Raw genomic sequence first — 26,978 nt, 5'->3', positions numbered from 1 at the left:
GACGACTCCAACGACTCTTATCAGCTGAGGTGCGCGATGAATTCAAGCTTCTGGAAATCCGGCCACACCCCGACACTGTTCGCGGCCTTTCTGTATTTCGACCTGAGCTTCATGGTCTGGTACCTGCTGGGCCCCCTGGCGGTGCAGATCGCCGCCGACCTGCACCTGAGCACCCAGCAACGCGGGCTGATGGTGGCCACGCCGATCCTTGCCGGCGCGGTACTGCGCTTCATCATGGGCCTGCTGGCCGATCGTCTGTCGCCCAAGACCGCTGGCCTGATCGGCCAGGTCATCGTCATCGGCGCCTTGTTCGGCGCCTGGAAGCTGGGCATCCACAGCTATGAGCAAGCGCTGCTACTGGGGGTATTCCTCGGCATGGCCGGCGCCTCCTTCGCCGTAGCCCTGCCCCTGGCGTCGCAGTGGTATCCGCCACAACACCAGGGCAAGGCCATGGGCATCGCCGGTGCCGGCAACTCCGGCACCGTGTTCGCCGCACTGATCGCTCCGGTGCTGGCGGCGGCTTTCGGTTGGAGCAATGTCTTCGGCTTCGCCCTGATCCCGCTGATCCTGACACTGGTGCTGTTCGCCTGGCTGGCGAAGAACGCCCCCGAGCGGCCGCGAGCCAAATCCATGGGCGACTACTTCAAGGCCCTGGGGGACCGCGACAGCTGGTGGTTCATGTTCTTCTACAGCGTGACCTTCGGCGGTTTCATCGGCCTGGCCAGCGCCCTGCCCGGTTACTTCAATGACCAGTATGGCTTGAGCCCCGTCACCGCCGGCTACTACACCGCCGCCTGTGTCTTCGGCGGTAGCCTGATGCGCCCTCTGGGCGGCGCCCTGGCCGACCGTTTCGGCGGTATCCGTACCTTGCTGGCGATGTACAGCGTGGCGGTGATCTGCATCGCCGCCGTGGGTTTCAACCTGCCCAGTTCCTACGCTGCCCTGGCCCTGTTCGTCTGCACCATGCTGGGCCTCGGCGCTGGCAACGGCGCGGTGTTCCAACTGGTACCGCAACGTTTTCGCCGGGAAATCGGGGTCATGACCGGGCTGATCGGCATGGCCGGCGGCATCGGCGGCTTTGCCTTGGCCGCCGGCATGGGCGCGATCAAGCAAAGCACCGGCAGCTATCAACTGGCGCTGTGGCTGTTCGCCAGTCTCGGGGTCCTGGCCTGGTTTGGCCTGCACGGGGTCAAGCGCCGCTGGAGAACCACCTGGGGCTCCGCCGCCGTGACTGCGGCGCGAGTCTGAGCGCGCCATGGGCCTGCAACTGAGCCACGCCGAGGCCAGCGCCACCGGACCGCGGGCGGAGAATCAGGACGCCTTGCGCCGGGTCACCCCGGCGCCGGATCTGGCGGCGAGCAAAGGCCAGCTGTTCGCCATCGCCGATGGCGTCAGTCAGTGCGCCGACGGCGGCCTGGCAGCGCGTTCGAGCCTGCAGGCCCTGGCCCTGGATTACTACGCCACCCCGGAAACCTGGGCCGTGGCCGAGGCCCTGGAACGCCTGCTGACCGCTCAGAACCGCTGGCTCCAGGCCAACGGCGGCGGTCAGCCCCTGCTCACCACCCTCAGCGCCCTGGTGCTGCGGGGCCGACGCTTTACCCTGGCCCATGTTGGCGACTGCCGGGTCTACCGCTGGCACCAGCAGCAGTTGCAACGCATCAGCGAGGACCACGTCTGGGATCAGCCGGGTATGCAGCATGTGCTCAAGCGTGCCCTGGGCCTGGACCAGCATCTGGTGCTGGACTTCCTCGATGGCGAACTGCGCCATGGGGAAAGCTTTCTGATGCTCAGCGACGGGGTCTGGGCCACCCTGGGCGACAGCGCCATCGCCGCCATTCTGCGGGACCAGCCCGACCTGGACAGTGCGACACAGACCCTGGTCAACGCCGCGCACCTGGCCGGTAGCCAGGACAACGCCAGCGCGCTGCTGGTGCGGGTCGACGAGCTCGGCGAAAGCAGCCTTGGCGATGCCCTGCTGCACCTGCGGCAATGGCCCTTGCCGCCGGCGCTGAAACCCGGGCAGCGCTTTGAGGGCTGGCAGGTCGAGGCGCTGATCAACCAGAGCCAGCAATCTCTGCTGTACCGAGTACGTGACGAGCAGCACCAGGCCTGGCTGCTGAAAACCCTGCCCGAAGCCCTGCATGACGATCCCGGCGCCTGCCAGGCGCTGCTGTCCGAAGAATGGCTGCTGCGGCGGATCGCCGGCCGCCACTTTCCCCAGGTACATGGCAGCCCTTCGCGCCAGCATCTGTATTTTCTGATGCGCGAGTACCCCGGCCAGACCCTGGCACAACTGTTCCAACAACACGGCCCCCTGCCCCTGGCTCAGTGGCAGTCCCTGGCCGAGCGCCTGTTGCGGGCCGTGGGCCTGCTCCATCGGCGGCAGATTCTGCACCGGGACATCAAGCCGGAAAACCTGCTGTTGGGGGACGATGGCGAACTGCGGGTGCTGGATTTCGGCCTGGCCTACTGCCCGGGCCTGTCGGCCGACCCGGCGCATTTGCTGCCCGGCACCCCGAGTTTCATCGCCCCGGAAGCGTTCAATGGCGAACCGCCCAGCCCACAGCAAGACCTCTACGCAGTGGGCGTGAGCCTGTACTTCCTGCTGACCGGGCACTACCCCCATGGTGAGATCGAAGCCTTCCAGCGTCCGCGCTTCGGCGTGCCGACCAGCCCCAGCCGCTATCGCCCGGACCTGCCGGAATGGCTGGAGCAGAGCCTGGAACGCGCAGTGGCCAGCACCCCGGCACAGCGCTATGAAACCGCCGAAGAATGGCTGCTGGCACTGGAACAGGGCGAACGCCGCAGCCTGAACAGCCGACCCCGGCCCTTGCTGGAACGCGAACCGCTGAAGGTCTGGCGCGGCATCGCCCTGGCCGCCCTGCTGCTCAATCTGCTGCTGGTATTGCTGTTGCTGCATCGCTGACTGCCACTGCGGCAGCGCCTAGCAGTACCGAAAGGGGGCGTGGCGCCTCGATTCGGTGCAGCGCTCAACATCGGCCAGGACGAAATCTGTGCCTGAGCCCGGTAAAACCGCGCCCTCGGCAACTTGGCACAAGCGCTGCATTAGATCAGGCAACAGACATAAAGCCCGGCCTTCAACGACGAAGGCAGGCTTCCCGAGAGAACGGGATCGGACAAAGGCGTCCTCGTCAGGCCACTGACGGGACGCCTTTTTTGTTTGCGCGCATTTTGTCGAGCCAGGCCTCACTGACCCTGCCTGAGCTCCGGAGAAGCCCATGAAAAGACTCAAACTGGTGATGATCGGCAACGGCATGGCCGGGGTACGTACCCTGGAAGAGCTGCTCAAGCTGAGCGATGAGCTGTACGACATCACGGTCTTCGGCGCCGAACCCCACACCAACTACAACCGCATCTTGCTATCGCCAGTGCTGGCCGGTGAACAGACTTTCGAGGACATCGTCCTCAACGACCTGGACTGGTACCTGGACCACAACATCAAGCTGCTGCTCAACCGCAAGGTGGTAGAGATCGACCGGATCAAGCGCCGGGTAATCGCCGAGGACGGCAGCGAAGCCGAGTATGACCGTCTGCTGATCGCCACCGGCTCCACGCCCTTTATCCTGCCGATTCCCGGTAAGGACCTGCAGGGGGTGATCGGCTATCGCGACATTGCCGACACCCAGGCGATGATCGACACGGCCAGGACTCACAAGCATGCGGTGGTGATCGGCGGCGGCCTGCTGGGCCTGGAAGCCGCCAACGGCCTCAAGCTGCGCGGCATGGACGTGACCGTGGTGCATATCGGCGAATGGCTGCTGGAACGACAACTGGACCAGACCAGCGGCCAGTTGCTGCAAAGCGCCCTGGAAAACCGCGGCCTGAAGTTCCGCCTGTGCGAACAGACCCAGGCCCTGATCGATGCCGGCAATGGTCGGGTCGGGTCGGTGCAGTTCAAGAATGGCGAGATCATCCCCGCCGATCTGGTGGTGATGGCCGCCGGCATCCGCCCCAACACCGAGCTGGCGGAACGGGCCGGCCTGCCCTGCAACCGCGGAATACTGGTCAACGACACCCTGCAAACCTTTGACCCGCGCATCTACGCCATCGGCGAGTGCGCCAGCCACCGCGGTATCGCCTACGGGCTGGTGGCGCCGTTGTTCGAACAGGCCAAGGTCTGCGCCAACCACCTGGCCCAACTGGGTTTCGCCCGCTACCAGGGCTCGGTGACTTCCACCAAGTTGAAGGTCACTGGCATCGATCTGTTTTCCGCCGGGGATTTCATGGGTGGCGACGGCACCGAAACCATCACCCTCGCCGACCCCATTGGCGGGGTCTACAAAAAGCTGGTGATCAAGGACGACGTGCTGGTCGGCGCCTGCCTGTATGGCGACACCGCGGATGGCGGCTGGTACTTCCGGCAAATCCGCGAGCAGCAGGCCATCGGCGAGATCCGCGACCACCTGATGTTCGGTGAGAACGCGTTGGGCGACGTCGGCCATCAGGGCCAGGACAAGGCCATGAGCATGGCCGACACCGCCGAGGTCTGCGGTTGCAATGGGGTGTGCAAGGGCACCATCGTCAAGGCCATTCAGGAACAGGGGCTGTTCAGCGTCGACGAGGTCAAGAAGCACACCAAGGCCGCCAGTTCCTGCGGCTCCTGTGCCGGGCTGGTGGAGCAGATACTGATCAACACCGTGGGCGGCGCGGCGGACGTCAAGCCGAAAAGCGAAAAAGCCATCTGCGCCTGCAGCGACCTGAACCACGGGCAGATCCGCCAGGCAATTCGCGACCAGCATCTGCTGACCATCGCCGGCACCATGAGCTACCTCAACTGGCGCACCCCCAACGGTTGTGCCACTTGCCGTCCGGCGCTGAACTACTACCTGATCTCCACCTGGCCGGGGGAAGCCCGGGACGATCCGCAATCGCGGCTGATCAACGAGCGGGCCCACGCCAACATCCAGAAAGACGGCACCTATTCGGTGGTCCCCAGGATGTGGGGCGGCGTGACCAATCCGTCCGAGCTGCGACGCATCGCCGATGTCGCCGACAAGTACCAGGTGCCCATGGTCAAGGTCACCGGCGGCCAGCGCATCGACCTGCTGGGCATCCGCAAGGAAGACTTGCCCGGAGTCTGGAAAGACCTGGACATGCCATCTGGCCACGCCTACGGCAAATCCATCCGCACCGTGAAGACCTGCGTCGGCAGCGAGTTCTGCCGCTTCGGGACGCAGAACTCCACCCAGCTGGGGATCGAGCTGGAACACGACCTGTTCAACATGTGGTCACCGCACAAGGTCAAGCTGGCGGTCTCCGGTTGCCCGCGCAACTGCTCGGAAGCCGGGATCAAGGACGTGGGCATCATCGGCGTCGATTCCGGCTGGGAGATGTACATAGGCGGCAACGGCGGGATCAAGACCGAGGTGGCGGAGTTTTTCGTCAAGCTCAAGACCGCCGAAGAGGTGCGCGAGTACAACGGCGCCTTCCTCCAGCTGTACCGCGAAGAAGCCTTCTACCTCGAACGCACCGTGCACTACCTGCAACGGGTCGGCATGGAGCACGTGAAAAAGGCCGTGCTGGAAGACCCCGAACGGCGCAAGGCGCTGAACGAACGCTTGCAGTTCTCCCTGTCCTTCGAGCAGGACCCATGGCAACAGCGTCTGGCCGAGCCGCAGCTGAAAAAAGAGTACGAGTCGATCCCCGTAAAACAACTGGAGGTGCCGGCATGAACTGGCTGGATATCTGCGCCCTGGAAGAGATCAATGCCCTGGGCTCGCGCATCATCAAGGGCCCCAAAGGCGATATCGCGATTTTTCGTACCAGCGATGATCAAGTCTTCGCTCTCGACGATCGCTGCCCGCACAAGGGCGGCCCCCTGTCCCAGGGATTGATCTACGGCAAGCGCGTGGCCTGCCCACTGCACAACTGGCAGATCGACCTGGAATCCGGCGAAGCCCAGGCCCCGGACACCGGCTGCGCCCATCACCATCCGGCGCGGGTGGAAAGTGGCCGGGTGCAGTTGGCCCTGCGGGATGCTGGCTGATGAAGCCCCAGAGCACGGCCTCGACCTGTTGCTACTGCGGGGTCGGCTGCGGTGTGCTGATCGAACATGACGGCCGGCAGATCCTCGGGGTTAGCGGCGATCCGGCGCACCCGGCCAACTTCGGCAAGCTGTGCAGCAAGGGTGCCAGCCTGCATTTGACCGGCGATCGCGACGCCCGCGCCCTGCACCCGGAACTGCGCCTGGGCAAGGATCTGGCTCGCAGCCGCTGCGACTGGGACAGCGCCCTGGAGCATGCCGCCGGGGTGTTCGCCCAGACCATCACCGAACACGGCCCGGACAGCGTGGCCTTCTATGTCTCCGGGCAATTGCTGACCGAGGACTACTACGCCTTCAACAAACTGGCCCGGGCCCTGGTAGGCACCAACAATATCGATAGCAACTCCCGACTGTGCATGTCCTCGGCGGTGGTGGGCTACAAACGCAGCCTGGGGGCCGATGCGCCACCTTGCAGTTATGAGGACCTGGAGCACAGCGATTGCGTGGTGATCGTCGGCAGCAACATGGCCTATGCCCATCCGGTGCTGTTTCGGCGCCTGGAACAGGCGAAAAGCCAGCGTCCGGACATGAAAGTCATCGTCATCGACCCGCGCCGTACCGATACCTGCGATCTGGCCGACCTGCACCTGGCGATACTCCCCGGCACCGATGTCGCACTGTTCCACGGGATTCTCCACCTGTTGCTGTGGGAGGACTGGGTCGATCGGGATTTCATCCGTGAACACACCGAGGGCCTGGCCGAGCTGAAAACCCTGGTCCGCGACTACACCCCGGCGATGGTGGCGCAACTCTGTGGTATCAGCCTCGAGCAACTGCAGCAGTGCGCCCAATGGATAGGCACGGCGCCCAGTTTCCTGTCGCTGTGGTGCATGGGCTTGAATCAGTCCAGCGCCGGCAGCGCAAAAAACAGTGCGCTGATCAATCTGCACCTGGCCACCGGGCAAATCGGCCGAGTGGGTGCGGGCCCCTTCTCCCTCACCGGTCAGCCCAATGCCATGGGCGGGCGCGAAACCGGCAGCCTGAGCAACCTGCTCCCCGGGCACCGGGAAGCCGCCGACCCTCAACATCGTGCTGAGGTCGCCGCTTATTGGGGGGTGGAACAGTTGCCCGCCAGCCCCGGACTGACCGCTATCGAGTTGTTTGAACAGCTGCAAAACGGTCGCATCAAGGCCTTGTGGATCGCCTGTACCAACCCGGCGCAGTCCCTGCCGGACCAGAACGCTGTGCGCGCAGCACTGCAGCACTGCCCTTTCGTGGTCCTGCAAGAAGCCTTCGCCACCACGGAAACCGCGGCCTTCGCCGACCTGCTGTTACCTGCCGCCAGTTGGGGCGAAAAGGAAGGCACGGTGACCAACTCGGAACGGCGGGTTTCTCATGTGCGCCAGGCCGTGATCGCGCCCGGCGAGGCACGACCTGATTGGGCCATTACCGTGGATTTCGCTCAACGCCTGGAGCAACGCCTGCGTCCCGGGCAGCCGAGCCTGTTTGGCTTCGATTCCCCCGCCCAGCTATTCGATGAGTACAAAGGCCTGACCCGGGGCCGCGATCTGGACCTGTCCGGCCTCAGTCACGAGTTGATCGACCGTCTCGGCCCGCAGCAATGGCCCTTCCCCAGCGGCGCGACACAGGGCACGCCGCGCTTGTATGGGAATGGGCGTTTTCCCACCGCCACTGGCCGTGCGCACTTTGTCAGTGATCCTTACCTGGCCGCCAAGGAACAACGGGATGCACGCTTTCCCCTGACCCTGATCACCGGTCGGCTGCGGGACCAATGGCACGGCATGAGCCGCACCGGTACCGCGGCGCAGCTGTTCGGCCATGTCAGCGAAGCGCTGCTGAGCCTGCATCCGGACGAACTGCGGCGCCAGCGGCTACGGGAGGGTGATCTGGTCAACCTGAAAAGCCGCCGTGGCAGCGTGATCGTCGCCGTCAGCAGTGATGACAGCGTGCGCCCCGGCCAGGCCTTTCTGCCGATGCACTGGGGCGATCGCTTCCTCAAGGGCGGGGTCAATGCCGTCACCCAGCCGGCCTTCGATCCTCTGTCCAAACAGCCGGAACTCAAACACAGCGGTGTGCGCCTGGAGCCGGTGCAGTTGCCTTGGCAATTGTTTGCCCTGATCGAGGGCGACGTGCAGGCGCACTTCAGGGCGCTGCGCCCCCTGTGCGAAGCCTTTGCCTATGTCAGCCTCAGCCTGACCGGTCGCGAACGTCCGGCCCTGGTGATTCGGGCCGCTCACCAGGCGGCGCCGCAGCCGGCGTTGCTCAAGCTCATCGATCAGCAGTTGGGGCTGGAAACCGGGCCGGTGCTGGCCTATGACGATCCGCGTCGGGCCATCGGCAAACGGGTGCGCATCGAACAAGGGCGGATCACCGCGATTCGCCTGGCCGGGGAAACCCTGGCCCAGCACTGGCTGCAAAAACTGTGGCTCGAAGGGCGCGCCGATGAGCAACTACGACGCTGGCTGCTGGCGCCGATGAGCAGTCCGCCGGGGGCCAGTGGCCTGGGCGGGGAACGGGAGCGCACCCTGTGCAACTGCAAGAACGTCAGCTACCAGGCGGTCCGTGCCGGTATCGCTGAAGGCCTGAACCTCGACCAACTGAAACAACAACTGGGTTGCGGTAGCCAATGTGGCTCCTGCGTGCCGGAGATCAAGCGCCTGCTGGCGGCTCCGGTGCAACCTGTCGCCGTCCCTGTGTGAGGAAAACGTATGAGCGCAAAAGTCTGGCTGGTAGGAGCAGGGCCTGGAGACCCCGAGCTGTTGACCCTCAAGGCCGTACGCGCCCTCGGCGAAGCCGATGTGGTGTTGATCGACGATCTGGTGAACAGCGCGGTGCTGGAGCATTGCCCCACGGCGCGGGTCATCCCGGTGGGCAAGCGCGGTGGCTGTCGCTCCACGCCCCAGGCCTTCATTCATCGCCTGATGCTGCGCTATGCCCGTCAAGGGCGCTGCGTGGTGCGCCTCAAGGGTGGCGATCCATGCATTTTCGGGCGTGGTGGCGAGGAAGCCCAGTGGCTGAAGGAACGTGGAATCGAGGTGGAGTTGGTCAACGGCATCACTGCCGGACTGGCGGGTGCAACCCGTTGTGATATTCCCCTGACCCTGCGTGGTGTGGCTCGGGGCGTGACCCTGGTGACCGCCCACACTCAGGATGACAGCAGCCTGAACTGGCAGGCTCTGGCTCAAAGCGGTACGACCCTGGTGATCTACATGGGGGTGGCGAAGCTGGCGGAGATTGCCAAACACCTGCGTGACGGTGGTCTGGCAGCCGATACGCCGGTGGCGATGATTGAAAATGCCTCGCTGCCTGAACAGCGGGAATGCCGCAGCGATCTGACGGGAATGGAGCGCGATGCCCTGCGCTTCGAGTTGAAGAGCCCGGCGATCCTGGTGATCGGTGCAGTGGCGGCCACTGAGTCCGCCATCCAAGCCTGCGCGCGACAAGCCTGAGTCGCACCTCTGGGCCAGGTAAATCGCAGACAAAGAAAAACCCGGCCTAGGCCGGGTTTTTCCAAGCTACAAGGCTAATTACTTAGCTTGAGCTTCAACCGAGGCTTCTACGCGACGGTTAACTGCGCGACCAGCTTCAGTTGCGTTGTCGGCAACTGGGCGGGACTCACCGTAACCAACGGATTGAACGCGGTTAGCGCCAACGCCGTACTGGTTGACCAGAACTTGTTTAACGGCGTTTGCACGACGCTCAGACAGCTTCTGGTTGTAAGCGTCAGGACCGACGGAGTCAGTGTGACCTTCAACAACGGTGGTGGTCTGTGGGTACTGATTCATGAAATCAGCCAGGTTTTTGATGTCAGCGTAGCTGTTAGGCTTAACGACCGACTTGTCGAAGTCGAACTTCACGTCCAGCTCAACACGAACAACTTCAGCAACTGGAGCTTCTGGAGCTGGCTCAGGAGCCGGAGCTGGAGCTACTGGAGCTGGAGCAACTTTGCCGCCGCTGCCACCGAAGTTCACACCCAGACCGATAGTAGGAGCGTAGTCCCACTTGCCGTTGTCCAGCTTGTAGTCAGCTTCAACGCCGGCACGGGCGAACAGGTTGTCGGTGAAGTAGTACTTAACACCAGCGCCTGCAGTCAGGAAAGTCGACTGGTCGCGGCCGCTGTGACCGTCAGCGATCACGTTGGTCATGCTCTTGTGAGCAACACCGCCGGAAACGTATGGACGCAGAGCGTCACCCACGGTACCAAAGTGGTACTGAGCGTTCAGGCCGAAGTTGTCGCCTTTGATTTTCTGGTTACCAGTACCGTCGTTAGAACGGGTGTGGTTGGTCTTGTCGTAGGTGGCGTTCAACGACAGATCGTCGGTCAGGAAGTAACCGATCGATGCGCCTGGGTTGAAGCCGTCTTCAACGTGATTAACGCTGTCGTTGTACTGTTTTTTGTAAAACAGTTCACCCTCGACCGCGCCTTGGCCTTGCGCCAGAACGCCGAACGAAGTCACGGCAACAATAGAACCAATGGCAATGCCCAAGGTGTTTTTCAGTTTCATCCGTTAAATCCCCATCTGGTGATTGTAAAGCAGTCCCACATACCGGGGGACAACTCGGCGGTAAGTCTATCAGAACTCACCTAGACGTAAGAGATATTTGCGCCGAACTAAGTTTCAGCAATGCCTGCAAATTTCTCACGCAATTTATCAAGAGCACGTTTGTAACGCATCTTTGTAGCACTCAACCCCATATGCATGATGTCCGCGATCTCCTGAAACTCCAGCTCTGCGACAAATCGTAGCACCAGAATCTCCCGATCAATCGGGTTCACATGCACCAACCAGCGGTCAAGTCCGCCCTTCTCCTCAGGTTTCGGCGCCTTCTCTTCAGAGGCCTCCTCGAGGGGGTCAAGACTTAAAGCGTCCATCAACCGACGCTTGCGCCGCTCCTTGCGATACTGCGTGATGCATTCGTTGTACGTGATGCTATATAGCCATGTCTTGAACTTCGATTTACCCTCAAAGTTCTTAAGGCCATACAGCACCTTCAACATCACTTCCTGACAGACATCATCCGCATCCCGATCGTTCCCTAGATAACGTGCACAAACATTAAATAGGGTCCTCTGATAGCGCCGCATCAACTCTTCATAGGCGCGTGTTACGTGAAACAGCTCCGTATGTGAGCGCGCAACCAACTCCTCATCAGAGAGCTCACGGGGGTCATAGCGCGTGGATAGCGATTGGGTTTTATTCAAAACGAGTCGTGCCGACAGTCAGGTCAATGTCCGCCGCTGCCCGGTGGGGCATTTTGCGGCGGCATACATTAGCAGGGTTTGCCGGGTTAGCGGCTACTTACATGCTGCTCCAGCAGGATCCGATTGGACAGAGAGACTAGCTCACCCTCCTCGGTCAGCAATGTAGTTTTAACCGTGCCGATCTCTTCGATCTGGCCTTCGACCTCACCAACACGTACTTGTTGCCCAACCTGATACAACTCACGCACATAGATTCCCGCAAGAATCTGTCCGGCAATTTCCCGGCTTCCCAAACCCATGGCCAGCGCAACGGCCAGACCAACGGTAATCAACACGATCACGATCACATGGTTGAGCAGGTCGGTTTTGACCTCCAACTGACTGATCGCAACGGAAATACTGATGATGATGACCAGCCCCTGGGCAATCCGTCCCAGGCCACTGGCATAATCGAGGCCTACACCTTCCGCGGCTCCGCGCACCAGGCCGTTGGCCAATTGCGCCAGCAGAACCCCCACCAACAGCACCAGCGCAGCACCGAAAACCTTCGGCAAATACAGCGCAAGCATGTCGAGCGTAGCCGAAACTCGCTCAAGTCCAAGGGATTCAGCAGCAGAAACCAGAAAAATAAGCAGAACAAACCAATAGACGATCTTGCCGATCAAGGTTGAGATCGGTACTTGCAAGCCAGCGCGGGACAGCAATTTGGTCAAACCGGTACCGCCCATCAGGCGATCCAGGCCCAGCTTGGCCAGCAATTTCGACAGCAGGGTATCCAGCAGCTTGGCCACCACGAAGCCCAGCAACAGCACCACCAGCGCGCCGAACAGGTTCGGAATGAAGTTCGCCACCTTGGTCCACAAGGCAGTCATCGCCGTGACGAGGCTCTGCGTCCAGAGATCAAGTTCCATATTCAATCAGCCTTATCAGCAGTGCGAGCAGAAGATTTACGACGGGAAACCGGCGCGATATGGGCCGATCCGTTATTCAAGGCGATCATCAGCGCCGGCAGCCAACGGCCCAGCAGGCTGAACAGATCCCCCGCCCCAACCTGACGGTTGGCGGTTTTCAGTACGCGGCCCAGGCAGGCATCGTCATCGCGGCTCGATGGCGAAGCTTTGAGCATGTCACGCAAAGACTGTTCAAACGGATCGTGCATACGCACCTCTGGTGATGTCTGGAAAAGACGCGATCAGATTTATTCGGGTCACATGACGCATCATCACACCCAGCGCAAACGGCGAAACAACCACCATTGTCCCAGGGCCACCGACACCAGCAGCAGGCAGGCGATGATGAATCCGTAAGGGCTGGCGGAGAACGGAATGCCGCCAACGTTGATCCCCAGAAGACCGGTGAGAAAACTCATGGGCAGGAAGATCCCGGTGATGATTCCGAAGCGATACATGGTGCGATTCATGCGTACGCTCAAGCGTCGGTCTTCGGCCTCCAGCGCAAGCCCCACGCGCTCTCGAGTCAATTCCAGCTCTTCCAGGTAACGGGTCAGGCTGTTGTGCAGTTCGTTCCAATAGTCACCATCATCGACGGCGAACCAGGGCAGTTTTATTCGACTCAGTTGAGAGAAAATATCCCGCTGCGGCGCCAGAAAACGCTTCAACCCGGCAGCCCGGCGACGGATCTGCAAAATGCTTCCATGCTCAGGGGTATACCGTTCGTCGGCATCTAGCTTTTCCTCTTCAGCATCGACCACTTCAGACAGGTCGCTGACCAGATCCTGCACTTTATGGGTCAGGTACTCGGCCATATAGAGGAGGAGTTCGGCGGCGGTTTTCGGCCCCTTGCCCTCGGCCAGCTGCAACAACAGCTCATCGGTGGCCCGCAAAGGCCGCAAACGCAGGGAAATGACCCGCTGTGCAGACGCAAAGATGCGCACCGAGACCATGTCTTCAGGCTCGGCACCCGGATTGAGATTGATGCCCCGCAGAAACAGCAGCAGTTCCGACTCCGGCAAGGCCAGCAAGCGCGGCCGGGTATTTTCCTCCAGCAGCAGATCACAGCTGAATTCGCTCAAGCCACTGGAGCGGCGCAACCAGGTCTGGGTTTGCGGATGACTGCGATCCCAATGCAGCCACAGGCTTTCATGGGCCTGCAGCTGCAGAGCGTCAAGCTCAGTCCGGGCAATCGAACGCGCACCGCCTTCACCATCCAGTACCAGGGCATGCACCAGCCCCCATTGCGCGTTTTCTTCCTCGAACATCCTCATCCCTTGTCAGGCCAATTGCTTATTCAGGCATTTTCAGCGGGCTCGGCGATACGATCACGCCGTTGTTATCGGCGTAGACATACTGGCCCGGACGGAAAGTCACACCGGCGAAGGTCACCGCTACATTGAGATCACCAATGCCACGCTTGTCGGTCTTCATCGGGTGACTGGCCAGGGCCTGAACACCGAGGTCAGTCTGTGCAATGACATCCACATCGCGGATACAACCGTAGATCACCAGACCTTCCCAGCCATTCTTCGCCGCCTTCTCGGCCAGCAGGTCGCCCAGCAGCGCGCGACGCAGGGAACCACCGCCATCGACCACCAGCACCTTGCCGTGACCTTTGAGTTCCACTTGCTCCTTGACCAGCGAGTTGTCTTCGAAGCACTTGATGGTGACGATTTCCCCGCCAAAGGAATCGCGACCACCAAAGTTGCTGAACATGGGCTCAACCACCTGGACCAGGTCCGGGTAAGCGTCGCATAGGTCGGGAGTGAGGTAATGGTTCATCGAGAAACTCCTGTAGCAGAAAGAACACGATCGAAGGTATCGGCAAATTCCAGGGGCTGCCTTGAAAATACGAGCTCAGGCGGCAGATGTTTAACCCGCAGTGCCTGAGGCGCTGACCGGCCTGTCGCGTATTTTGCAGCCGCACCACTGGAACGGAAAGTCGACTCAATAACTGAATGTGACCAAAACAGCACAATTCGTCATATCTTAGCCGCAAGCGCTATCGAGCGAAATGCCCTTGTCAGAGCCTTCGCGTCAGACCACAGCCACCTGCTCGGACGCGGAAACCAGCAACGGCGTCTGCTGATCCCTGAGCCAGCGCTCCACTAACGGCCAGACCTCAGTCTGCGCCGGTTTGCTCACCAACATCTCGACATGACCGAAATTGCTACTGAACCCTAGCTCACGGCCCAGGCAGACAAATTGTTTCTGCTCGCTGGCCAACTGATCGAACAACTTGCGACAGGCCCAGGTCGGGTCCTGATGATCCCCAGTTGCACTGACCGCCAGCGCCGGCACTGAAACCTCCGCGAGCCCCGCCCACCAATCCTTCTCGGCATCACCAAAACGACCGAACAGGCCATGCCAGCGCATGCTTTCCAACGCCAGGCCAATAGGCTCGTCTTCCGGACCGCGCTTGAGCCGGGAACCGGAGAGTTGAGCAAAGCGCTTGATCACCAGGCGCCCACCCCACTCCACCATAGGAATCTTCAGCGGCCAGTAGGTGCGACTGACCTGTGTGCCGAAAAACGCCGCCGAAGCCACCCCCGCATCCCCCAGATACTGCCCGCCCAAAGCCGCCGCCAGGGTGGTACCGCCCAGGGAATGGCCAATCCAGTGGGGTATTTGCGCACTTTGCTCACGAACGAAGGCAGCAATCGCCGGCAGGTCGTAACGGGCGTAGTCGGCCACCCGATTCTTGCGGTAATCGGCGTTGCGTCGCGACAGACCGTGGCCGCGCATCTCGGGAATCCACACATCAAAGCCCGCTCGGGCCAGATAGGCCCCGAGGCCAATGCCCTTGGGCGAATACCAGAAACGCCGGTTGGAAAAACTGCCGTGAAGCAGGACCACAGGCACACCCCGGGCTTCGGGCTCATCGGCCAGCCCCAGACGGGTCACCGCCAGCTCCACGGAGCTGTCCGGACTGTTGCCGGGTTTCAAGCGATAGACATCTTCGCTGAGGTCGCCTCGACGCTCGGCACTGATCAAGGCGACGGGAAATAGGTTGCTGCTGCTTTGCATATTCTTCTTGCACAAAAAAGGGCGGCATCCAGAAGAAGCACGCCCTGCTTGAATCTTCAAGAGCCGGCCAGTCTCACGAGCGACCGGCTCTTCGTTCACCGATTACGCCGCGCCCTGGCCTTCAGCCAGGAAGAACCAGGTTTCCAGCACCGAATCCGGGTTCAACGAAACGCTTTCAATGCCCTGCTCCATCAGCCACTTGGCCAGGTCCGGGTGATCCGAAGGCCCCTGGCCGCAGATGCCGATGTACTTGCCGGCCTTGTTACAGGCGGCAATGGCATTGGCCAGCAGCTTCTTGACCGCAGGATTACGCTCGTCGAACAGGTGAGCAATGATCCCCGAGTCACGGTCCAGGCCCAGGGTCAGCTGAGTCAGGTCGTTGGAACCGATGGAGAAACCATCGAAGTACTCGAGGAACTCATCCGCCAGGATGGCGTTGGATGGCAGTTCGCACATCATGATCACGCGCAGACCGTTTTCGCCGCGCTTGAGGCCGTTTTCAGCCAGCAGATCCACCACTTGGCTGGCTTCGCCCAGGGTGCGCACGAACGGCACCATGATTTCGACGTTGGTCAGGCCCATCTCGTTGCGCACGCGTTTCAGCGCGCGGCATTCGAGCTCGAAGCAGTCACGGAAGGATTCGCTGATGTAACGCGAAGCACCGCGGAAGCCCAGCATCGGGTTTTCTTCTTCCGGCTCGTAGAGCTTGCCGCCGATCAGGTTCGCGTATTCGTTGGACTTGAAGTCCGACAGACGCACGATGACCTTCTTCGGCGTGAACGCTGCCGCCAGGGTGCTGATGCCCTCGACCAGCTTGTCGACATAGAAGTCCACCGGATCGTGGTAACCGGCGATGCGCTTGTCGACGCTGTCCTTGATCTCTTGCGGCAGCCCGGCGTAGTTCAGCAGCGCCTTGGGGTGCACGCCGATCATGCGATTGATGATGAACTCCAGGCGGGCCAGGCCCACGCCGGCATTGGGCAGCTGGGCGAAGTCGAAGGCACGATCCGGGTTACCGACGTTCATCATGATCTTGAACGGCAGCTCCGGCATGGCATCCACGGAGTTCTTCTTGATGTCGAAGCCCAGTTCGCCTTCGAAGATGAAACCGGTGTCACCCTCGGCGCAGGAAACGGTCACACCCTGACCATCCTTCAGCAGCTCGGTGGCGTTGCCGCAACCGACCACTGCAGGAATACCCAGCTCGCGAGCGATGATCGCGGCGTGACAGGTACGGCCGCCACGGTTGGTGACAATGGCGCTGGCGCGCTTCATCACCGGTTCCCAGTCCGGGTCGGTCATGTCGGAGACCAGCACGTCACCCGGCTGAACCTTGTCCATCTCGGAAACGTCCTTGATGATCCGCACCTTGCCGGCGCCGATGCGCTGACCGATGGCACGGCCTTCCACCAGTACGGTGCCGGTTTCCTTGAGCAGGTAGCGCTCCATGACATTGGCCTGGGTGCGGCTCTTCACGGTTTCCGGACGTGCCTGGACGATGTACAGCTTGCCGTCATCGCCGTCCTTGGCCCATTCGATGTCCATCGGGCACTGATAGTGCTTCTCGATGATCATCGCCTGCTTGGCCAGCTCGCTGACTTCCGCGTCGGTCAGGCAGAAACGTGCGCGATCGACCGCGTCCACGTCCACGGTTTTCACCGAACGGCCGGCCTTGGCTTCATCGCCGTAGATCATCTTGATCGCCTTGCTGCCCAGGTTGCGGCGCAGAATGGCCGGACGACCGGCTTCAAGGGTGTTCTTGTGGACGTAGAACTCGTCCGGGTTGACCGCACCCTGAACCACGGTTTCACCCAGGCCGTAGGCGCCGGTGATGAACACCACATCACGGAAGCCCGACTCGGTGTCGAGGGTGAACATCACGCCGGCAGTGCCGGTTTCCGAACGGACCATGCGCTGCACACCGGCAGACAAGGCCACCAGCTTGTGGTCGAAACCCTGGTGTACACGGTAGGAAATGGCGCGATCGTTGAACAGGGAGGCAAACACTTCCTTGGCAGCGCGAATCACGTTCTCCACGCCACGGATGTTGAGGAAGGTTTCCTGCTGGCCGGCGAAGGACGCATCCGGCAAGTCTTCGGCAGTGGCCGAAGAGCGCACAGCCACGGCCACTTCGGGATTGCCCGCCGACAGTGCAGCAAAGGCAGTACGGATCTCGGTGTTGAGGCGCTCGGGGAATTCGGCGTCCATGATCCATTGACGGATCTGCGCACCGGTCTTGGCCAGGGCATTCACGTCATCGACATCCAGCGCATCGAGCGCCGCATGGATCTGGTCGTTCAGACCACTCAACTCAAGAAAATCACGGTAAGCCTGAGCTGTCGTGGCGAAGCCACCAGGGACCGATACGCCCGCACCTGCGAGGTTGCTGATCATCTCGCCCAGGGATGCGTTCTTGCCCCCCACATGCTCAACATCGTGTTTGCCGAGCTTATCGAGGGAAACTACGTACTCTACCAAGGTGATCTCTCCACTAACTGTGTTGGAAAAGCTCAGAAGCCGGCTGCTCTTTGGAGCGTTTGCCCGCTATATGGCCTGGACCTGGAAAATAAGTGAGAATGCGGGCCATTCCCGGCCGACAAATCGCGCCTATCATATCCAAGAATCGTCACTAGCTTAAGGCCCAAGCCGCAAATGAAACGATCTGCTTTCTTTATCTCCGACGGTACCGGCATCACAGCGGAAACCCTCGGCCAGAGCCTGTTGGCGCAGTTCGAAAACGTTACCTTCAGCAAATTCACGCGGCCGTATATCGACAGCATGGAAAAAGCGCGGGCCATGGTACAACAAATCAATATAGCCGCCGAAAAAGACGGCTATCGACCGATTATCTTCGACACCATCGTCAATCAGGACATTCGTGAGATTCTCGCGACCTCCAATGGTTTCATGATCGACATCTTCTCGACCTTCCTCGCGCCCCTGGAACAGGAGCTCAGCGAGCATTCTTCCTACTCCGTCGGCAAGTCCCATTCCATTGGGCACAACTCCAACTACATGGAACGGATCGAGGCGGTGAACTTCGCCCTGGACAACGACGACGGCGCCCGCACCCACTACTACGACAAGGCCGACCTGATCCTGGTGGGCGTGTCCCGCTGTGGCAAGACCCCGACCTGCCTGTACATGGCCATGCAATTCGGCATCCGTGCGGCCAACTACCCGCTGACCGAAGAAGACATGGAGCGCCTGCAACTGCCCAACGCCCTGCGCGCCCATAAACACAAGCTGTTTGGCCTGACCATCGACCCGGACCGCCTCACCGCGATCCGCAACGAGCGCAAACCCAACAGTCGCTACTCCAGCTATGCCCAGTGCGAGTTCGAAGTGCGAGAAGTGGAAAACCTGTTCCGCCGCGAAAACATCCCCCACATCAACTCCACGCATTTCTCGGTGGAAGAGATTTCGGCCAAGATCCTCGTGGAAAAAGGTGTGGAACGGCGCTTCAAGTAAGCATCGACGCCACTTCAGCCGATCCGAGGTGGCAAGGACCCGTCCTTGCCACCTCCCCTTGCTCCTTCAGCGCCTCACCACCCCGGCAATCCGGGTTCCTGACTCAGCGCCGTCGCCAGCGCAGCAAAGCCCTCGGTCAGTTTCCGATCATCGGCAGTGGTATTGCAGACACTGGCACGAATGAACTGCGGCACCGCCGCCTGGCCTACGGCAAAGGCCTCGGCCGTGGCCACCAGATAGTGCTGCTGCTTCAGATGCACTTCGATCTCCGAGGCCCGCCAAGGCTCGGGGACCCGGACCCAGAAATGCGGACACGCCTGCGGACTGCGCCACTCCAACCCTTGCAGCAAACCCGCCACCAGCTCCTTGCGACGAGTGATCTCGGCCATTTGCTGCTGACGCAGGCGCTCGGCAATGCCGTCGTCGATCCACCCGGCAGCAAGCTCCAGGGCTAACGGAGTGGCCATCCAGCAGGTCGCGCGCAATGCTGCGGCCAATCGTCCCACCAAAGGCTGCGGCCCATGCACGAAGCCGACCCGCAACCCAGCCGCCACGGCCTTGCTCAGGCTGCTGATCAGCACCGTGCGCTCCGGGGCAAAATGCGCCAACGGCGCCGGGCGCCGATCCATCAGCACGGCATGGGTTTCGTCCTCAAGAATCAACAGATTATGCCGCCGACAGACCTCGGCAATGGCCCCCCGTCGCGCCGGGGATTGCACCGCAGTGCTGGGGTTCTGCAAGGTCGGCGTGCAATACAGAGCTGCCAGTCGGTGATGTCGGCAAGCTTCCTCCAACGCCTCGGGCAGCAGCCCCTGCTCATCCATGGGCAAACCCAGCAACTTGATCCCCAACATCCGCGCGGTACTGATCAGGCCAGGATAGGTCAGGTGCTCGGTGGCCAGGGTATCCCCGGCCTTGAGCAGCGCCAGCAAGGCGATATGCAGGCCGTGCTGGGCCCCGTTGACACAAATGACCTGACGGGGATCGACCTGCAACCCCTCCTGGGTCAGCCAGCGCGCCCCGGCCTCACGATAGCGGGGCAACCCGGCCTCGGGACTGTAGCGAGCCACCTCCAGCAGCCCGTGGGGATCTTCCGCCAGTGCCCGCAGGCTCTGGGCGATAAAACGACTCTCCGGTCCGGGAATATGGGTATTGCGACTCATGTCGAACAGCGTGGGCGATTCGTCACCGGCAGTGCGGAATCCCGAGTCGCGCTGACGCTGTAAGCCGTCCTGGCGCACATAAGTGCCATCGCCGACCCGCGCCACCACCTGCCCCAGGCGCTCCAGTTCAGCATAGGCACGGCTGATGGTGCCGATGGTCACGCCCAGTTGGTCGGCCAGCAGCCGATGGGGGGACAGTTTGCTGCCGGGCGCCAACAGCCCTTGATCAATGCCTTGCTCCAGCGCCTCTGCCAGACGCTTGTACTTGGGCCCCGAGCCATCTCGCAACGCGGAACGCAACATTGACACCATGTCAATACTTACTTTGACAGCCATCACTTACCCCAATAACGTGCTTTACAGGTTCAATCACCGGAAATGACTCGCTAAATATAGGGGTCAATTGCCGATCACGAAAGGAATGTCAGTGTGAGCACGACCACGGCAGCACCCATTACTCAGGCGCCTTCGCGCCGCTGGCTCGCCGTTCTGGTGACCTGCAGCCTGTTCCTGATTGTCTGCCTGAGCTGGGGTACCACCTGGCTGGGGATCAAGATGGCCGTAGAAAGCACTCCCCCCTTGACCGCTGCCGGACTGCGCTTTCTGATCGCCTTCCCGCTGTTCGCCTGTTTTGCCTGGCTGCGGCGCGAACCCTTGATGTTTCCCAAGGGCAGCCGCGGCTTTCTGCTGTTTGTGACCCTGTGCTACTTCAGCCTGCCCTACACCCTGCTCAACTACGGCGAGTTGCACGTGTCTTCCGGCCTCACTGCATTGCTGTTCAGTTGCATGCCGGTATTCATCCTGATTTTTTCCGCCCTTCTACTGCGGGAAAAGATCCATCTGGCGCAAATGCTCGGCATCGCCATCGGCTTTGCCAGCCTGTACCAGATCATCCGCGGCCAGGGCCTGCACCTCGATCACCAAGGACTCAGCGGCGTACTGGCCATACTCGGCGCGGCGCTGCTGCATGCCTTGTGTTACGTGGTCACCAAGAAACATGGCAGCGCCATCAGCGTCATCACCTACAACACCCTGCCCATCGGCATCGCCGGCCTGCTGCTGTGCCTGGCAGGACTCTGGATCGAGCACCCGGATTTTGCCGCCATCACGCCACGCTCCTGGGGCGCCCTGCTGTACCTGGGGCTGGCGGCTTCGGTGGGTGGGTTCATCGTCTATTTCTTCCTGCTCAAACGCCTGAGCCCGGTCATCCTGTCCTTTGTCTTCATCATCTTTCCGGTGTTCGCGGTGATCATCGGCGCCTGGTATGAAGGCCAGAGCCTGTCCCGGGACTTGCTGCTGTACTGCGCCACCCTGCTCGGCGGCTTCGCCATCACCAAATTGCCATTGGATAAATGGCTGTCCACAAAGCCCACCCAACGCTAAAGAGACACTGTAGGAGCGAGCATGCTCGCGAAGCTTCTCGGAACGCCAGGTTCGCCCGGCAAACCCATGTCATCGTTGACGTTCATCGCGAGCAAGCTCGCTCCTACAAGGGGGGATCAGATCACCAGCAGGTCGACGAACCGGTGCACCGGCGTTGCCTCAAGCCGAGCCGGGTCCTTGCACAGTTGGAAAATCTGCGTCGAACGCTGGGCGGTGAAGCGCGTGGCCAGGTTGGCCCTGAACTTGTCCTCCAGCAATGGAATGCCTTCGGCGCGGCGACGACGGTGACCGATGGGATATTCCACCGCCACCTGTTCGGTGCTGGAGCCGTCCTTGAAGAACACCTGGATCGCATTGGCAATGGAGCGTTTGTCGGCCTCCAGGTATTCACGGGTGTAACGCGGGTCTTCGACGATCTCCATCTTGCCCCGCAACTGATCGATGATCGGATGCGCAGCATGGAAATCATCTTCGTAATGCTCGGCCACCAAGGTGCCGAAGGCCAGGGGCACTGCGGTCATGTATTGCAGACAATGGTCGCGGTCGGCGGCATTGGCCAGCGGCCCGACCTTGGAAATGATGCGGATCGCCGATTCATGGGTGGTGATGACGATCCGCTCGATCTCGGGCAAGCGATTGCGCACCAGGGGGTGCAGAGTCACCGCCGCTTCACAGGCGGTCTGCGCGTGGAACTCCGCCGGGAAGCTGATCTTGAACAGTACGTTTTCCATCACGTAACTGGCGTACTTCTGCGGCAGGCTGAAACAGCGCTGCGCCTCGGGCTTCAACGCCAGGTCCTTGTTGGTGTGACTGAACAGCACGTCATAGAAGCCCCACTGCGGCGCCGTCAGGACACCGGGAATGCCCATTTCACCACGCAGGGCGATGTCCGCCAGACGCACCCCACGGCTTGAAGCATCCCCCGCCGCCCAGGATTTGCGCGAACCGGCATTGGGGGCATGACGATAGGTGCGCAGCGCCTGGCCGTCGACAAAGGCATGGGACAGCGCCGCCAGCAACTGCTCGCGGTTAGCGCCCATCAGCTTGGCGCAGACCGCTGTGGAGGCAACCTTTACCAACAGCACATGATCGAGACCGACCCGGTTGAAGGAGTTTTCCAGGGCAATCACCCCCTGGATCTCATGAGCCATGACCATCGCTCGCAACACATCGCCCATGGTCAACGGCGCTTCACCATTGGCCACACGCTTTTGCGAAAGATGGTCGGCCACCGCGAGAATGCCGCCGAGGTTGTCCGAGGGATGCCCCCATTCGGCCGCCAGCCAGGTGTCGTTGTAATCCAGCCAACGCACGATGCAGCCGATATCCCAGGCCGCCTTCACCGGGTCCAGACGATAGCTGGTGCCTGGAACCCGGGCACCGAAAGGCACCACGGTGCCTTCGACAATCGGTCCCAGGTGCTTGGTGCATTCGGGGAAACGCAGGGCCAGCAGGCCGCAGCCCAGAGTATCCATCAGGCAATTGCGCGCGGAATCGAGGGCTTCTCGGGAGTCGATGGCATAGTTCAGGACATAGTCGGCAATGTCCTGCAGGACCGGGTCGTAATCGGGACGGTTGTTCAGGTCAACGTTGGCGCTCATGAGTGTGTCACTCCAGTTGCAAGGTTGTAGGTGGGGTCATTCCTCAGGTACAGGTCAATAACGGCATCGCAGGTCTGCGCCTGCTCAGCGATTCAATAACAATGTCACGACTGGCGGTTGTGGCGAGGGAGCCCCGCCACCACCGCCAGCATTACTCTGCCTAGAAACTGTCGCCGGGCACTCGCACCCAGCCTTCCATCAGCACGCGGGCGCTGCGACTCATGATGGCCTTGACCACGGTCCAGTCACCGCCGCTTTGAGTGGCTTCGGCGCCGACGCGCAAGGTGCCCGAAGGGTGACCAAAACGTACCGCGCTGCGCGCACCGCCCCCGGCCGCCAGATTGACCAGGGTCCCGGGAATCGCCGCCGCGGTGCCGATGGCCACCGCTGCGGTGCCCATCATCGCGTGGTGCAACTTGCCCATGGACAGGGCGCGCACCAGCAGGTCGACGTCCCCGGCCTTGATCGCCTTGCCGCTGGAAGCCTGGTAATCCGCCGGCGCGGCGACAAAGGCCACTTTCGGCGTGTGCTGACGCTGGGCGGCTTCGTCCAGGTGCTTGATCAGCCCCATGCGCAGGGCACCGTGGGCGCGGATGGTCTCGAACATGGCCAGGGCCTTGGGGTCGCCATTGATATCGCCCTGCAGCTCGGTGCCGCGATAACCAAGGTCCGCCGCGTTGATGAAGATGGTGGGGATCCCGGCATTGATCAGGGTCGCCTTGAAGGTGCCGACACCGGGCACTTCCAGGTCGTCCACCAGGTTGCCGGTGGGGAACATCGAACCGCCGGCGCCCTCTTCCTCGGCCGCCGGATCGAGAAACTCCAACTGCACTTCGGCCGCCGGGAAGGTCACTCCATCCAGCTCGAAGTCACCGGTTTCCTGAACCTCGCCGTTGGTGATCGGCACGTGGGCAATGATGCTCTTGCCGATATTGGCCTGCCAGATGCGCACCACCGCCACGCCGTTCTGCGGAATGCGACTGGCGTCCACCAGGCCGCTGCTGATGGCGAAAGAGCCCACCGCCGCCGAGAGGTTGCCACAGTTGCCGCTCCAGTCGACGAAGGCCTTGTCGATGGCCACCTGACCGAACAGGTAGTCGACGTCGTGATCGGCCTTGATGCTCTTGGACAGGATCACCGTCTTGCTGGTGCTGGAGGTGGCAGCGCCCATGCCGTCGATCTGCTTGTCATAGGGATCGGGGCTGCCGATCACCCGCAGCAGCAGGGCATCACGCGCCGCGCCCGGCAGCTGGGCCACCTCGGGCAGGTCCTGCAGATTGAAGAACACACCCTTGCTGGTGCCGCCACGCATGTAAGTGGCAGGAATCTTGATTTGCGCTACAAATGCCATGGATTTCTGGTCCTGATAAAGACCGGGGGCGGCACCTTGCGGCCCGCCCCCGGTACGTCACTTAGCTGGCTACTGCCGATTCCAGGAAGTCCTGGGCGAAGCGCTGCAACACCCCGCCCGCGTCGTAGATCGACACCTCTTCGGCGGTGTCGAGGCGGCAAGTCACTGGCACCTCCAACCGCTCACCGTTGCGGCGATTGATCACCAGGGTCAACTGCGCCCGTGGTGTGCGCTCGCCGATCACGTCATAGGTTTCGGTGCCGTCGATACCCAGGGTCTTGCGGTCGGTGCCCGCCAGGAACTCCAGGGGCAGCACGCCCATGCCCACCAGGTTGGTGCGGTGGATACGCTCGAAGCCTTCGGCAACGATCGCCTCCACCCCGGCCAACCGTACGCCCTTGGCCGCCCAGTCCCGGGACGAGCCCTGACCGTAGTCGGCACCGGCAATGATGATCAGCGGCTGCTTGCGCTCCATGTAGGTTTCGATGGCTTCCCACATCCGCGTGACCTGGCCTTCCGGCTCGATCCGCGCCAGGGAACCCTGCTTGACCTTGCCGTTTTCCTCGACCATTTCGTTGAACAGTTTCGGGTTGGCGAAGGTCGCACGCTGGGCGGTCAGGTGGTCACCACGGTGGGTCGCGTAGGAGTTGAAGTCCTCTTCCGGCAGGCCCATTTTCGCCAGGTACTCGCCGGCCGCGCTGTCGAGCATGATGGCGTTGGACGGCGACAGGTGGTCGGTGGTGATGTTGTCCGGCAGCACCGCCAACGGGCGCATGCCCTTGAGGCTGCGCTCCCCGGCCAGGGCTCCTTCCCAGTAAGGCGGGCGGCGGATGTAGGTGCTCTGTGGACGCCAGTCGTAAAGCGGTTCGACTTTCGGGCCGGTGTCTTCGTGAATGGCGAACATCGGAATGTAGACCTTGCGGAACTGCTCCGGCTTGACCGCCGCTTTGACCACCGCGTCGATCTCTTCATCGCTCGGCCAGATGTCCTTGAGGCGGATTTCGCGGCCGTCGGCGTCCAGGCCCAGCACGTCCTTCTCGATATCGAAACGGATAGTGCCGGCAATGGCGTAGGCCACCACCAGCGGCGGCGAAGCCAGGAACGCCTGCTTGGCGTAAGGGTGGATACGCCCATCAAAATTGCGGTTGCCCGAGAGCACCGCGGTGGCGTACAGGTCGCGGTCGATGATCTCTTTCTGGATCACCGGGTCCAGGGCGCCGGACATGCCGTTGCACGTGGTGCAGGCAAAGGCCACCACGCCAAAGCCCAGTTGCTCCAGCTCATGGTCCAGGCCGGCCTCTTCCAGGTACATGGCCACGGTTTTCGAACCCGGGGCCAGGGACGACTTGACCCACGGCTTGCGGGTCAGCCCCAGCTTGTTGGCATTGCGCGCCAGCAGGCCGGCCGCGATCACGTTGCGCGGGTTGCTGGTGTTGGTGCAACTGGTGATGGCGGCGATGATCACCGCGCCGTCCGGCATCTGCCCCGGGGTTTCGGACCACTGCCCAGCGATGCCCTTGGCCGCCAGATCGCTGGTGGCGACCCGGGCGTGAGGGTTGCTCGGCCCGGCCATGTTGCGCACCACCGACGATAGATCGAACTGCAGGCCGCGCTCGTAGCGTGCGCTCTTCAGGCTGTCGGCCCACAGGCCAGTGTGCTTGGCATAGCTCTCCACCAGGCGCACTTGTTCGTCTTCACGGCCGGTGAGCTTGAGGTAGTCGATGGTCTGCTGGTCGATGTAGAACATCGCCGCAGTGGCGCCGTATTCCGGAGCCATGTTGGAGATGGTGGCGCGATCGCCCAGGGTCAGCGCCGCGGCGCCTGCGCCGAAGAACTCCAGCCAGGCACCCACCACTTTCTGCTTGCGCAGGAACTCGGTCAGCGCCAGCACCATGTCGGTGGCAGTGATGCCCGGTTGCAGCTTGCCGGTGAGCTCGACGCCGATGATTTCCGGCAGGCGCATCCACGACGCGCGACCGAGCATGACGTTCTCGGCTTCCAGGCCGCCCACACCAATGGCGATGACCCCCAGGGCATCGACGTGGGGGGTGTGACTGTCGGTGCCGACGCAGGTATCAGGGAAGGCCACCCCGTCGCGCACCTGGATCACCGGGGACATTTTCTCCAGGTTGATCTGGTGCATGATGCCGTTGCCCGGCGGGATCACGTCGACGTTCTTGAAGGCCTTCTTGGTCCAGTTGATGAAGTGGAAACGGTCTTCGTTGCGCCGGTCTTCGATGGCGCGGTTCTTGTCGAAGGCGTCCGGGTCGAAACCGCCGCATTCCACAGCCAGGGAGTGGTCGACGATCAACTGGGTCGGCACCACCGGATTGACCAGCGCCGGGTCACCACCCTGGTCGGCGATGGCGTCGCGCAGGCCGGCCAGGTCCACCAGCGCGGTCTGGCCAAGGATGTCGTGGCACACCACGCGGGCCGGGAACCACGGGAAGTCGAGGTCATCGCGGCGTTCGATCAGTTGGCCCAGGGACGCGTTGAGGGTCGCCGGATCACAGCGACGCACCAGGTTTTCCGCCAGCACGCGGGAGGTGTAGGGCAGGCTGTCGTAGGCGCCTGGCTGGAGCGCATCGACCGCCGCACGGGCGTCGAAATAGTCCAGCTGGCTGCCGGGCAGCGTCTTGCGAAATTCAGTGTTCATGGTCAGGGGACTCGATCACGGTAGTTTCAAAGGGAGCGCCTGGCACCGTGTTGAATGGACATCTATCCCTTGTAGGAGCGAGCTTGCTCGCGATGACCGAAGCAGATCCGACATGGCTGTCGGCTGATCCATCGCTATCGCGAGC

The 26,978-nt window shown here is 61.8% G+C and carries 20 protein-coding genes; 8 read left to right on the top strand and 12 right to left on the bottom strand.

Annotated elements, in window-relative coordinates:
* Positions 1-36: 36 nt before the first annotated feature.
* From ACSSVC_RS13680 to cobA, 6 genes are all read left to right on the top strand, one after another.
* On the top strand, positions 37-1,248 hold the full coding sequence (locus ACSSVC_RS13680; RefSeq protein ID WP_346631839.1) for a nitrate/nitrite transporter: 1,212 nt from the start codon (positions 37-39) through the stop codon (positions 1,246-1,248).
* 7 nt (positions 1,249-1,255) lie between these two features.
* The gene (locus ACSSVC_RS13675) at positions 1,256-2,926 is read left to right on the top strand and encodes a bifunctional protein-serine/threonine kinase/phosphatase (protein WP_492612402.1); all 1,671 of its coding nucleotides are present in this window, start codon (positions 1,256-1,258) and stop codon (positions 2,924-2,926) included.
* A gap of 313 nt (positions 2,927-3,239) precedes the next feature.
* Complete coding sequence (gene nirB / locus ACSSVC_RS13670; protein WP_346631841.1) at positions 3,240-5,693, top strand: nitrite reductase large subunit NirB; 2,454 nt, start codon at positions 3,240-3,242, stop codon at positions 5,691-5,693.
* Entirely contained in the window at positions 5,690-6,007 is a 318-nt protein-coding gene (gene nirD / locus ACSSVC_RS13665; RefSeq protein WP_123725797.1) for a nitrite reductase small subunit NirD, read from the top strand. Before nirB ends, nirD begins: the two co-directional genes overlap by 4 nt.
* Entirely contained in the window at positions 6,007-8,724 is a 2,718-nt protein-coding gene (locus ACSSVC_RS13660; protein ID WP_492612401.1) for a nitrate reductase, read from the top strand. The genes nirD and ACSSVC_RS13660 overlap by 1 nt, the downstream gene beginning before the upstream one ends.
* A gap of 9 nt (positions 8,725-8,733) precedes the next feature.
* Positions 8,734-9,474, top strand: coding sequence for a uroporphyrinogen-III C-methyltransferase (gene cobA / locus ACSSVC_RS13655; protein WP_346631843.1), 741 nt, complete (start codon positions 8,734-8,736; stop codon positions 9,472-9,474).
* Between the two features lie 78 nt (positions 9,475-9,552).
* Here cobA and ACSSVC_RS13650 read toward each other — a convergent pair whose 3' ends face one another.
* The 8 genes from ACSSVC_RS13650 to ppsA all read right to left on the bottom strand — a co-directional run bounded on the left by ACSSVC_RS13650 (position 9,553) and on the right by ppsA (position 17,686).
* Positions 9,553-10,530, bottom strand: coding sequence for an OmpA family protein (locus ACSSVC_RS13650; protein ID WP_025128772.1), 978 nt, complete (start codon positions 10,528-10,530; stop codon positions 9,553-9,555).
* Positions 10,531-10,637: 107 nt separating this feature from the next.
* A complete protein-coding gene (gene sigX / locus ACSSVC_RS13645) occupies positions 10,638-11,228 on the bottom strand; it encodes an RNA polymerase sigma factor SigX (protein ID WP_011060195.1) in 591 nt (196 codons plus the stop codon).
* Between the two features lie 86 nt (positions 11,229-11,314).
* The gene (locus ACSSVC_RS13640) at positions 11,315-12,139 is read right to left on the bottom strand and encodes a mechanosensitive ion channel family protein (protein WP_016964357.1); all 825 of its coding nucleotides are present in this window, start codon (positions 12,137-12,139) and stop codon (positions 11,315-11,317) included.
* 2 nt (positions 12,140-12,141) lie between these two features.
* Complete coding sequence (locus tag ACSSVC_RS13635; protein ID WP_011060193.1) at positions 12,142-12,387, bottom strand: hypothetical protein; 246 nt, start codon at positions 12,385-12,387, stop codon at positions 12,142-12,144.
* Positions 12,388-12,450: 63 nt separating this feature from the next.
* Positions 12,451-13,446 carry a zinc transporter ZntB gene (locus ACSSVC_RS13630; protein ID WP_346631844.1) on the bottom strand — a complete coding sequence of 332 codons (996 nt, stop codon included), beginning with the start codon at positions 13,444-13,446 and terminating at the stop codon, positions 12,451-12,453.
* Positions 13,447-13,471: 25 nt separating this feature from the next.
* Positions 13,472-13,963 (bottom strand): ribonuclease E activity regulator RraA, encoded by a 492-nt coding sequence (gene rraA, locus ACSSVC_RS13625; RefSeq protein WP_102863848.1) that lies wholly within the window; start codon positions 13,961-13,963, stop codon positions 13,472-13,474.
* A gap of 255 nt (positions 13,964-14,218) precedes the next feature.
* Entirely contained in the window at positions 14,219-15,208 is a 990-nt protein-coding gene (locus tag ACSSVC_RS13620) for an alpha/beta fold hydrolase (RefSeq protein WP_346631845.1), read from the bottom strand.
* 102 nt (positions 15,209-15,310) lie between these two features.
* Positions 15,311-17,686, bottom strand: coding sequence for a phosphoenolpyruvate synthase (gene ppsA, locus ACSSVC_RS13615; RefSeq protein ID WP_492612400.1), 2,376 nt, complete (start codon positions 17,684-17,686; stop codon positions 15,311-15,313).
* Between the two features lie 174 nt (positions 17,687-17,860).
* On the opposite strand from ppsA, the gene ppsR reads away from it, so the two are divergent.
* Entirely contained in the window at positions 17,861-18,679 is an 819-nt protein-coding gene (ppsR, locus tag ACSSVC_RS13610; RefSeq protein ID WP_102863851.1) for a posphoenolpyruvate synthetase regulatory kinase/phosphorylase PpsR, read from the top strand.
* 74 nt (positions 18,680-18,753) lie between these two features.
* Here ppsR and ACSSVC_RS13605 read toward each other — a convergent pair whose 3' ends face one another.
* Positions 18,754-20,178, bottom strand: a complete 1,425-nt coding sequence (locus ACSSVC_RS13605; protein WP_404938820.1) for an aminotransferase-like domain-containing protein — start codon at positions 20,176-20,178, stop codon at positions 18,754-18,756.
* Positions 20,179-20,271: 93 nt separating this feature from the next.
* On the opposite strand from ACSSVC_RS13605, the gene ACSSVC_RS13600 reads away from it, so the two are divergent.
* Entirely contained in the window at positions 20,272-21,225 is a 954-nt protein-coding gene (locus tag ACSSVC_RS13600; protein WP_446440176.1) for a DMT family transporter, read from the top strand.
* A 116-nt stretch (positions 21,226-21,341) separates the two neighbouring features.
* Here the strand turns inward: ACSSVC_RS13600 and prpD are convergent, their stop codons facing one another.
* The 3 genes from prpD to acnD all read right to left on the bottom strand — a co-directional run bounded on the left by prpD (position 21,342) and on the right by acnD (position 26,833).
* Entirely contained in the window at positions 21,342-22,826 is a 1,485-nt protein-coding gene (gene prpD, locus ACSSVC_RS13595; RefSeq protein WP_492612399.1) for a 2-methylcitrate dehydratase, read from the bottom strand.
* Between the two features lie 160 nt (positions 22,827-22,986).
* A complete protein-coding gene (prpF, locus tag ACSSVC_RS13590; RefSeq protein WP_346631850.1) occupies positions 22,987-24,177 on the bottom strand; it encodes a 2-methylaconitate cis-trans isomerase PrpF in 1,191 nt (396 codons plus the stop codon).
* A gap of 61 nt (positions 24,178-24,238) precedes the next feature.
* The gene (gene acnD / locus ACSSVC_RS13585) at positions 24,239-26,833 is read right to left on the bottom strand and encodes a Fe/S-dependent 2-methylisocitrate dehydratase AcnD (RefSeq protein WP_346631851.1); all 2,595 of its coding nucleotides are present in this window, start codon (positions 26,831-26,833) and stop codon (positions 24,239-24,241) included.
* Positions 26,834-26,978: the final 145 nt, after the last annotated feature.

The organism is Pseudomonas sp. E1BtOHC1 (assembly GCF_058744285.1).
Note: the sequence above shows the minus strand (reverse complement) of the source record. Positions and strands in the feature narration are given on the sequence as shown.

Coding starts and splice junctions, on each gene's coding strand:
- ACSSVC_RS13650 (WP_025128772.1), bottom strand. CDS start 10,530: ATGAAACTGAAAAACACCTTGGGCATTGCCATTGGTTCTATTGTTGCC.
- ACSSVC_RS13620 (WP_346631845.1), bottom strand. CDS start 15,208: ATGCAAAGCAGCAGCAACCTATTTCCCGTCGCCTTGATCAGTGCCGAG.
- acnD (WP_346631851.1), bottom strand. CDS start 26,833: ATGAACACTGAATTTCGCAAGACGCTGCCCGGCAGCCAGCTGGACTAT.
- nirB (WP_346631841.1), top strand. CDS start 3,240: ATGAAAAGACTCAAACTGGTGATGATCGGCAACGGCATGGCCGGGGTA.
- ACSSVC_RS13660 (WP_492612401.1), top strand. CDS start 6,007: ATGAAGCCCCAGAGCACGGCCTCGACCTGTTGCTACTGCGGGGTCGGC.
- rraA (WP_102863848.1), bottom strand. CDS start 13,963: ATGAACCATTACCTCACTCCCGACCTATGCGACGCTTACCCGGACCTG.
- prpF (WP_346631850.1), bottom strand. CDS start 24,177: ATGGCATTTGTAGCGCAAATCAAGATTCCTGCCACTTACATGCGTGGC.
- ACSSVC_RS13680 (WP_346631839.1), top strand. CDS start 37: ATGAATTCAAGCTTCTGGAAATCCGGCCACACCCCGACACTGTTCGCG.
- prpD (WP_492612399.1), bottom strand. CDS start 22,826: ATGAGCGCCAACGTTGACCTGAACAACCGTCCCGATTACGACCCGGTC.
- cobA (WP_346631843.1), top strand. CDS start 8,734: ATGAGCGCAAAAGTCTGGCTGGTAGGAGCAGGGCCTGGAGACCCCGAG.
- ACSSVC_RS13630 (WP_346631844.1), bottom strand. CDS start 13,446: ATGTTCGAGGAAGAAAACGCGCAATGGGGGCTGGTGCATGCCCTGGTA.
- ACSSVC_RS13635 (WP_011060193.1), bottom strand. CDS start 12,387: ATGCACGATCCGTTTGAACAGTCTTTGCGTGACATGCTCAAAGCTTCG.
- ppsR (WP_102863851.1), top strand. CDS start 17,861: ATGAAACGATCTGCTTTCTTTATCTCCGACGGTACCGGCATCACAGCG.
- ACSSVC_RS13605 (WP_404938820.1), bottom strand. CDS start 20,178: ATGGCTGTCAAAGTAAGTATTGACATGGTGTCAATGTTGCGTTCCGCG.
- nirD (WP_123725797.1), top strand. CDS start 5,690: ATGAACTGGCTGGATATCTGCGCCCTGGAAGAGATCAATGCCCTGGGC.
- ACSSVC_RS13675 (WP_492612402.1), top strand. CDS start 1,256: ATGGGCCTGCAACTGAGCCACGCCGAGGCCAGCGCCACCGGACCGCGG.
- ACSSVC_RS13640 (WP_016964357.1), bottom strand. CDS start 12,139: ATGGAACTTGATCTCTGGACGCAGAGCCTCGTCACGGCGATGACTGCC.